Here is a 7,886-nt window from a genome sequence, read left to right on the forward strand (position 1 = left end):
GACAACCTGCCGAAAACCCGTTCCGGCAAGATCATGCGGCGCTTGCTGCGGGTGCTGGCAAAAGGCGAGGAAATCACTCAGGATGTTTCCACTTTGGAAAATCCGGCGATCCTGGAACAGCTCAAGGAAGCCCAATAAATCCTTGGGGCGGGGCGTAGAGGGGTATAAACAGGGCTCGGGCGGGGCATTGAAGAGAAATTTCTGTTTCTGCCGGATTTGTTGCTATAATACGCGGCTTCGTGAAAATCAAATCTCGCGAAACGCTGTTGTAGTTGCAGGAGAGATGGATGAGTGGTTGAAGTCGCACGCCTGGAAAGCGTGTATAGGTTCATAGCCTATCCGGGGTTCGAATCCCCGTCTCTCCGCCATATATACCGCAAACGACAGCAAAGTTTGCCTAAAAACCCCTAAGAAATCAACGTCTTAGGGGTTTTTTATTGCCCGTAGTGCCAAAGTTTGCCCATTTGCAGCCACTTTTTTTGGCGGTATACTTTACGGTATCGATCCATACCGTCAAAAGAGATACCGCCAAAATGCCAAAACTTGTTATTCCGCTCACCGATATTCAGGTCCGTACCGCCAAACCGAGAGGCAAGCCCTACAAGCTGGCGGACGGCGGCGGTATGTATTTGTTGATCAATGCAGATGGCGCGAAGTACTGGCGTATGGATTATCGTATTTACGAGAAGCGCAATACAGTTGCTTTTGGCAAATATCCAGAAGTCGCATTGATCCAGGCCCGAGAGAAGCGCAAAGAGACGCGTGAGTTGTTGGCTGCAGGGAAAGACCCCGCACGGGATCGGGACGAGAAAAAGCAGCTTGCTGCCGATGCCGCTGCCAATACTTTTGAGAAATTGGCTCGCGAATGGCATGCCAACCGTTTGAGTGCGTGGAGTGCTTCCACGGCCAAAAATACCATTGATCGTTTGGAAAATGATATTTTTCCAGAAATTGGCAAAATTCCGATTGCCGAGATTAGCCATAAGCAAATGATCGCTGCTTTGCGCAAGATCGAAGACCGGGGAGCGGGGGAGGTGGCGCGCCGTTTGAAGGCGACGTGCGCCCGGGTATTTAGCTATGCGAATCAGCACGGCATCGAGAACCGCAATCCGGCAGCAGATCTGAAAGATGTCCTCAAGCCGGTAAAGGCAGGGCACTTTGCCGCCATCGCACCGGATGAATTACCGGCCTTCATGAGCGCCGTACGAGAAAACAATGCAAGACTGTATATCCCAACACGCATTGCCTTGCGCTTGATGTTATTGATCTTCGTACGCAGTAGCGAGTTGCGTACCACCCCTTGGTCTGAAATCAATTTAGAGACTGGCGATTGGGTCATTCCCTGGCAGCGCATGAAGCGCGGCAAGTTGACGGTGAATCCAGACAAGACCGACCATCATGTTTGCCTGTCGCGTCAGGCCATTGAGCTATTGCGAGAACTGCATACCTACACTGGCGGCAACAAATATCTGTTTCCGAACCAACGCGATCCTCAAAAGCCGATGAGCGGGGATGCGATTCGGATGGCATTAAACCGCATGGGATATGAAGGACGCATGACAACGCATGGATTCCGGGCGTTGGCGATGACGACGTTGAAAGAAAAATTGGGCTATCGTCATGAAACGGTGGACAGGCAGCTAGCTCATGCGCAGAAAGATAAAATTGCGAGCGCCTATGACCGTGCGCAATTTCTGGATGAGCGCAAAAAAATGATGCAGCATTGGGCAGATTATTTGGACGGCATGCTGTTATCGACCAACGTCATCCCGTTCAAAGTCGCGTAGACATTGTATTGGGTGGGTCAGTCGTAGGTTGAGTTTTCATGAAAGTTACGGACTAACTGCGTTGACCATGCCTACTGTGACAGCAGGAAGGCAGATAGTGCCCCTTTGTATCTGTTGGCGTGGTTTTTGTTTCAAGGGGAGAGGGAAGTATAGCAATGGAACATAAGAGTATATGGGGGCCGCCTAGCCGGCGTACGTCAGTCACAGAGGCGCATAACGTGTTATACGAGCTTGCGGAGATTTACCAAAAGGCGTTTCAAAATTCTGGGCATTCATTTGATACGGTGAAATTTATCGAAGTATTTCTTCAGCCGCTATGGGATGAAGAAAATACGAGCGGGGAACGCCAGATCGATGAACTTAAGGAAGCAGTGGAAATGACGGAGTGGGAAGGCAAGCCAGTGACTGCCGTCACGCGAGAGACATTGACTCATATGATGCTCACGACGGTAGCATCTGCGTTCGCAATTGAGGCCATCAAGGCCGAAGAAAATAGCGCCTCGGCTTGGTTTTATGCGTGTGAAGCCAATCACTGGCTTGGAAGACTGCAAGGCTATACTTCTGGTAAAGCGGTCAATAGTCGGCAAAATTTTTCCCGCAAAGGCGCGGCGGCGAAGAATATGCCCATGAAAAAATTAAAAAATTGGGTTTTCGATAAATACGATAACGGGAATTGGCCGTCCGCACACAAGGCATCCTTCGATATTGCGCCGGAAGCGCTAAAGAAGGCGCCGATATTTGGCGCAAGAATGAGCGATCAACGCGCACAGCAAACCATTTATGAATGGCTCCGAGGCCGGATGAAATCGCAATGCGCTGACTAACGTCTGCCGGCAGACGTATAACGTCCGCTGGCACATGCGTAACGTCCGCCAGCAGGCGTTCTATTCTTTCGTCGCCACGGTTTTTACTATTCGTTCCTTACCGCTAACCCTAGCGGTCATTTGGAAAGGATAGGCAACCATGGCAAACACCACAACAGCAACGAGTAAAACGCTTCCAGCGGATGGCATGAGCCGCTGGAATCAAATCGCCCCATTTTCTCCGTTTAGCCGCGAGAAATTCCGGCAGCTAGTTCGCGCCGGTAGAGCGCCCCAGCCGGTGAAATTCTCCGAGCGCTGTACTGCTTACCAGAATCGCGAGCTTCATCGTTTCTTTGCCGACCCATTAAATTATCGTGCAGAAGGGTTTGCAGAATGAGTGCAGCCCTGTTGATCGATACGGTAGCGCAGTTTCGTGATGCATTGGCGGCATATAACTTGCATTCGCCCGAGATTGTGGCGGACGGCGCAATACATCGCTTTGATTCTCCGGACGACAAACGTGGCAAGCAATCCGCCTGGTACATCCTGCATGATGGCGAAATACCAGCCGGGGCCTTTGGCGACTGGAAAACCGATCTTTCTGAAAAATGGTGCAGTAAATCTGTTGCCTGCTTGTCCCCAATGGAACGTCAGCAGCATAGCGAGCGCATCAAGCAGGTCAGTGAGCGGGTGGCAGCGGCGAAGCTGGCGCACCAGGCCGCAGCGGCAAAGATATGCGAACGAATATGGAGCAAGGCCCGCGACGCGACCGACGATAACCCGTATTGCCAACGCAAGGGGATTAAGCCATTTGGGTTGCGGGAATTCAAAGACCGTCGGACCTTGATCGTTCCCGTACGTGACGCAGATGGCAAAATTAGTAGTCTGCAATTCATTGATGCCGATGGCAGCAAAAAATTTAAGGGCGGCGGGCGCATCGAGGGCGGTTACTACGGCTTCGGAGGAAGACCTGTCGATACGGTGCTCATCTGTGAAGGTTTCGCTACGGGCGCGAGTCTGCATCAGGCAACCGGCCATCCTGTTGCCATCGCATTTAACGCCGGGAATCTGTATGCAGTGGCGAAGAGCATCCGTGCCAAATTGCCGGCGATACGCATTGTCGTATGTGCCGACAACGATCGTTTCGCCGTTACGGGAAATACTGGTCTCAATCATGCGACCAAGGCAGCGCTTGTAGTATCGGGTCTGCTAGCCCTGCCACTGTTTCAGAACGACGATCATCAGCCTACCGACTTTAACGACCTTCATTTGACCGAGGGCGTCAACGCCGTGCGCGATTGTATCGAGGCGGCGCGGCGCATATCGATCCAGGATGCCCAAGGCGGCGCTGCATTGATTGGTGCTGCTGAAATCACCACGGAAAACAAGGCCGCGTGCAAAACAGTACAGAGTGTAACAGGCCTGCCTTATGGCTTTACTATTTCCAATTCGGGTGTGTTTTATACATCGGAAGGCACCGATGACAAGCCCGGCAAGTCGATACGGGTGTGCGCGCCGATGCGCGTCACGGCAATGATTCGGGACCGCTCATCAGAGAATTGGGGGCGTGTGATCGAGTTCGATGACGCTGACGGCGTTCAGCACCAATGGGCTATTCCGATGGAAATGCTGGCCGGTGACGGCGCGGACATGCGGCGCGAATTATCTCGCTTGGGGCTGGAAATTGGCGCTAGTCTATCCGCAAAAAACAGGTTGTCCGAATACCTGATCGAGAGTAAGCCGACAGAACGGGCACGCTGCGTTCAGCAAACCGGCTGGTTTGACGATGTATTCGTCATGCCGGATCGTACCATTGGTGACAGTACCGAAGTTGTTCTGTACCAATCAGAAAGCAAGGCCGCTTGCCAGTATGTGCAAAATGGAACGTTGGAACAGTGGCGCGAGAACGTAGCGCGGCTTTGCATGGGGAACAGCCGATTGATCCTTGCGGTGTCGGCAGCGTTTGCGGGAATGATCCTGCGTCACGCTGGGCAGGAATCGGGCGGCCTGCATTTTATCGGTAGTAGTTCAACCGGCAAGAGTACGGCACAGCAGGTCGCGGCTTCAGTATATGGCGGTCCTTCATTTAAGCAAAGCTGGCGGGCAACCGGGAATGCGCTGGAAGGCACGTGCGCCCTACATAACGATGCGGCGCTGATACTGGATGAAGTGGCGGAGGTGGACCCGAAGGAGGTTGGCAGCATCGTCTATATGATCGGCAACGGTACCGGCAAGGGACGTGCTGGACGCGCAGGCGAGGCAAAGCAGCGCAAGACATGGCGATTGATGATCGTCAGTTCCGGCGAGATTGGCTTGGCGCAGCACATGCGCGATGGCGGCAAGATCGCCAAGGCAGGCCAAGAGGTGCGGATGATCGATATTGCCGCTGATGCCGGTGCCGGGCATGGCTTGTTTGAAGAGTTGCACGGCTATGAGGGCGGCGCCAAATTGTCGGATGCGATCAAGGCGGCAACACAGATTTATCACGGCACCGCCGCTCTTGCTTTCTTGGAGCACCTGACGCGGGACCTGAAAACATTCCTTGCCACACTAAAACAAACCATGAGCGGCTTTGTAGCGGCCCATTTGCCTAGCGACGCTGCGGGTCAAGCCGAGCGTGTATGCAGCAGATTCGCGATTATTGCGATTGCCGGGGAATATGCTACGGGCGCAGGTATTACCGGATGGCAGCAAGGCGATGCTGTCGCGGCGGCGGCCACCTGTTTTAAATCGTGGCTGGACAATCGTGGCGGCGGAGGCAATCAGGAAAGAATGGCGATACTCTCCAGCGTGAGGGCTTTTTTTGAATCGCACGGCGAATCGCGGTTCTCCGACATCAAAGATACGTCAGGCCGGGTGACCGTCAATCGTGCCGGCTTCAGAACAACGTCAGACGCAGGTCAGGAATATTTTGTGCTGACCGAAGCGTACCGGCGTGACGTGTGCGCGGGGTTTGAGATGAAAGCGGTTAATCAGATACTCATTGATGCTGGATGGCTTGTCCCGGACAGTGCCGGGAAAGCGGCGCAAAGCAAGCGATTGCCGGATTTGGGCAAAACACGATGCTATGTTTTTACTTCCAAAATGTGGGAGACGTAATCATGTGGCTTGATGCATTGAAGCTCAAACCTGGAAACATCTTAAATATCGATGTTCCGGGTGTTCCATGTGTTCCAATGACCAGCGAGTCCAATAAATACAAGGGTGCTGGCGAAATGCAGGCGCGGAACACCGAAATAAATCAAGGTGTGCCAGGTGTTCCGCAATCCGATGCAAGGAACACCGGGAACACCACAGCAGAACATGGCTTGCCCGGTAAGTGTTCCAGCACAAGCGAGTATCCATGCGAGTTTCCAGCTGATGGAACACGTGGAACACCAGAAGAGCAGCATGCCCACGAAATTGATGTCGAGTCCGTCAGGGCGTCATTAAAGCTGTTCCGCTTCGATATGGTGCAGTCAGAGATTGATGCCGGTCATGATGCGGATGAATTGCGGCGTATAAATAATATGGCGTGGGAGTTTATGCAGATCCGTCATATGGAGTTTGGCTACGCGATCAAGATGACAGCGGAATTGTGGTCGATGGACAGATCGCAGCCTATGACACTGACAGGTAATGATTTCTGCAGCCAGCGAGGCCTGCATGACTCAAGAAACCGGCATACCGAGCCGACAAAAACCTTATCATTTGTTATGGTGTTTTAGGCTGCTTTAGTCGCGAGTCAACGCGCCTGGAAAGCTGCTGGCTGGCACATTTTTTGGTGCGAATCACGGCAAAAAAAATACTAACAAATGCTAGTGTTTTTTCTCCACTCTTCGGAAGCGAAAATCCTGCATGGGTATGGGTGGGTACAGTGGCGACGTTGTGCGAGATGTGATGCGGGCCGCCGTTGAACAGCGTTTTTATTCTCCTACGGCTACCACTCAGATCGAATGGCTGTCCAATAACAACTCGGCTTGTACCGACCGTAAGCCGTGTGGTTTCGCTTGTAATTGATGTTCAAGTGCTCATAAGGCTGGTGCCCATGTCAGCTCTCAGTTGGACAAATGTTGCCTGTCGTGGATTCATGAGATGGGAAACTAGTCCCGAATTGTCGGAAGCTCCAGCAATGCCGCTGGTCTGATGTTAAGCGCGTGTGCGAGTTTTTCAATATTGTCTATGGTGACGTTTGCTACGCACCGCTCAACTTGGCTAACATAAGTTCGGTGAAATCCAGCAAGTTCTGCCAAACCTTCTTGGGAAATACCCAATTGGGTACGAAAGCTACGCACATTTTCTGCGAAGTTTTTGCGTAATGTTGGCTTTAGTGTGGATTTACTCATGGCTATGCAGAATCACCTATTTCTGCTCATAAATCTACAGACTAATAATCTACCCTATTTACTTCTACTGTATATAAATCTACTATATATAATTCTCAATGTCGGCAATTAGCTGTGCTCTCAGATCAGATAGAGAAGAGGGGCCGCCCTGAGCCAAACGATTTTGTCTCTTCAAATACAGATGACTTATAGCTTATTCACGCGCGCGGCTCGACAGTCTTTTAACGGGAAAATAATGAGTACTCATCATTGGAAGGTGGAGCTCTGCATAGCCAAGTGACGTCTTCAATTGAATTCTCTCTTAGGAACTATATGCTTAAACTGAATTTACCTCCTATCGAAGAAGTCAGGGATATTGTTCTTGACATGTTGCCTGTGATCGCGCCCGATGCCGACCCTGAGACCATTCAGAAATCCATCATCTTTGCTGAGAACCTTGTGGCGCTGTTTCACCTTGCGCAGTTCACTGTAACAACAGAAGCGGTTTTAAAGATAATGTTGTCAGGGATGATTTCGAATACTGATTTTGCGGACTAAAATTTGCATAAATGTATCCTTAATTCATAAAACAAACCGATTGCTAGGGATTTCGGTCGGTATTCTCTATCTCTGGGAACCACCAAACTGGCAAGATCAAAGCGCAGAAATAGGGATCTGTGAAAGGAATAGTTTTTATTCAATTGGCGCCCAAGCGCCAAGAAATATTTCCATGCGCGATGTTTTTCGAATGTCATGAAGTACGAGATCGACCTGCTCGGTCTTGCTGAAGAGCTTGGGCGCGATCTCGGGCCTATAAACTGATCAGAGTTCCGCATCGAGGTGCTGCGGCAATCTGGTAATCGCTTCCAGAAGCACGACGCGCACCATTAAATCTTGGGTTTCATCATTCTGCCGTCAACGGAAAAAAATAAACGTCATTATCACGAACAAGGGCAACAATACCACGCAGGCCCAACCCATGTAGCCGAAGA

7 protein-coding genes, 1 tRNA gene and 1 pseudogene are annotated in these 7,886 nt (G+C 51.3%); 8 read left to right on the top strand and 1 reads right to left on the bottom strand.

What is annotated here, in order from left to right:
* Window positions 1-277: 277 nt before the first annotated feature.
* The 7 genes and pseudogenes from V8G57_RS26080 to V8G57_RS26345 form a co-directional block, all read left to right on the top strand.
* Window positions 278-368, top strand: a tRNA-Ser gene (locus tag V8G57_RS26080).
* Between the two features lie 165 nt (window positions 369-533).
* The gene (locus V8G57_RS26085) at window positions 534-1,787 is read left to right on the top strand and encodes a tyrosine-type recombinase/integrase (RefSeq protein ID WP_342831939.1); all 1,254 of its coding nucleotides are present in this window, start codon (window positions 534-536) and stop codon (window positions 1,785-1,787) included.
* Between the two features lie 218 nt (window positions 1,788-2,005).
* Window positions 2,006-2,611 (top strand): hypothetical protein, encoded by a 606-nt coding sequence (locus tag V8G57_RS26090; protein ID WP_342831941.1) that lies wholly within the window; start codon window positions 2,006-2,008, stop codon window positions 2,609-2,611.
* Between the two features lie 139 nt (window positions 2,612-2,750).
* A complete protein-coding gene (locus tag V8G57_RS26095; protein ID WP_342831943.1) occupies window positions 2,751-2,987 on the top strand; it encodes a helix-turn-helix transcriptional regulator in 237 nt (78 codons plus the stop codon).
* A complete protein-coding gene (locus tag V8G57_RS26100) occupies window positions 2,984-5,689 on the top strand; it encodes a DUF927 domain-containing protein (protein WP_342831945.1) in 2,706 nt (901 codons plus the stop codon). Before V8G57_RS26095 ends, V8G57_RS26100 begins: the two co-directional genes overlap by 4 nt.
* Window positions 5,690-5,691: 2 nt before the next feature.
* Window positions 5,692-6,297: a hypothetical protein gene (locus tag V8G57_RS26105; RefSeq protein WP_342831946.1), complete on the top strand. Its 606-nt coding sequence runs from the start codon at window positions 5,692-5,694 to the stop codon at window positions 6,295-6,297.
* A 139-nt stretch (window positions 6,298-6,436) separates the two neighbouring features.
* Window positions 6,437-6,580, top strand: a pseudogene (locus V8G57_RS26345) (IS3 family transposase); the annotation flags it as partial.
* A 92-nt stretch (window positions 6,581-6,672) separates the two neighbouring features.
* Here V8G57_RS26345 and V8G57_RS26110 read toward each other — a convergent pair.
* Window positions 6,673-6,915 (bottom strand): helix-turn-helix domain-containing protein, encoded by a 243-nt coding sequence (locus tag V8G57_RS26110; RefSeq protein WP_342831947.1) that lies wholly within the window; start codon window positions 6,913-6,915, stop codon window positions 6,673-6,675.
* Window positions 6,916-7,227: 312 nt separating this feature from the next.
* On the opposite strand from V8G57_RS26110, the gene V8G57_RS26115 reads away from it, so the two are divergent.
* Window positions 7,228-7,452: a hypothetical protein gene (locus V8G57_RS26115; protein ID WP_342831948.1), complete on the top strand. Its 225-nt coding sequence runs from the start codon at window positions 7,228-7,230 to the stop codon at window positions 7,450-7,452.
* Window positions 7,453-7,886 lie beyond the last annotated feature (434 nt).

The sequence above is a fragment of the Collimonas rhizosphaerae genome (assembly GCF_038896935.1).
Taxonomy (GTDB): Bacteria; Pseudomonadota; Gammaproteobacteria; order Burkholderiales; family Burkholderiaceae_D; genus Collimonas; species Collimonas rhizosphaerae.

Excerpts from the sequence above, each read along its gene's own strand:
- V8G57_RS26095 (WP_342831943.1), top strand. The coding sequence starts at position 2,751 with ATGGCAAACACCACAACAGCAACGAGTAAAACGCTTCCAGCGGATGGC.
- V8G57_RS26110 (WP_342831947.1), bottom strand. The coding sequence starts at position 6,915 with ATGAGTAAATCCACACTAAAGCCAACATTACGCAAAAACTTCGCAGAA.
- V8G57_RS26100 (WP_342831945.1), top strand. The coding sequence starts at position 2,984 with ATGAGTGCAGCCCTGTTGATCGATACGGTAGCGCAGTTTCGTGATGCA.
- V8G57_RS26115 (WP_342831948.1), top strand. The coding sequence starts at position 7,228 with ATGCTTAAACTGAATTTACCTCCTATCGAAGAAGTCAGGGATATTGTT.
- V8G57_RS26085 (WP_342831939.1), top strand. The coding sequence starts at position 534 with ATGCCAAAACTTGTTATTCCGCTCACCGATATTCAGGTCCGTACCGCC.
- V8G57_RS26105 (WP_342831946.1), top strand. The coding sequence starts at position 5,692 with ATGTGGCTTGATGCATTGAAGCTCAAACCTGGAAACATCTTAAATATC.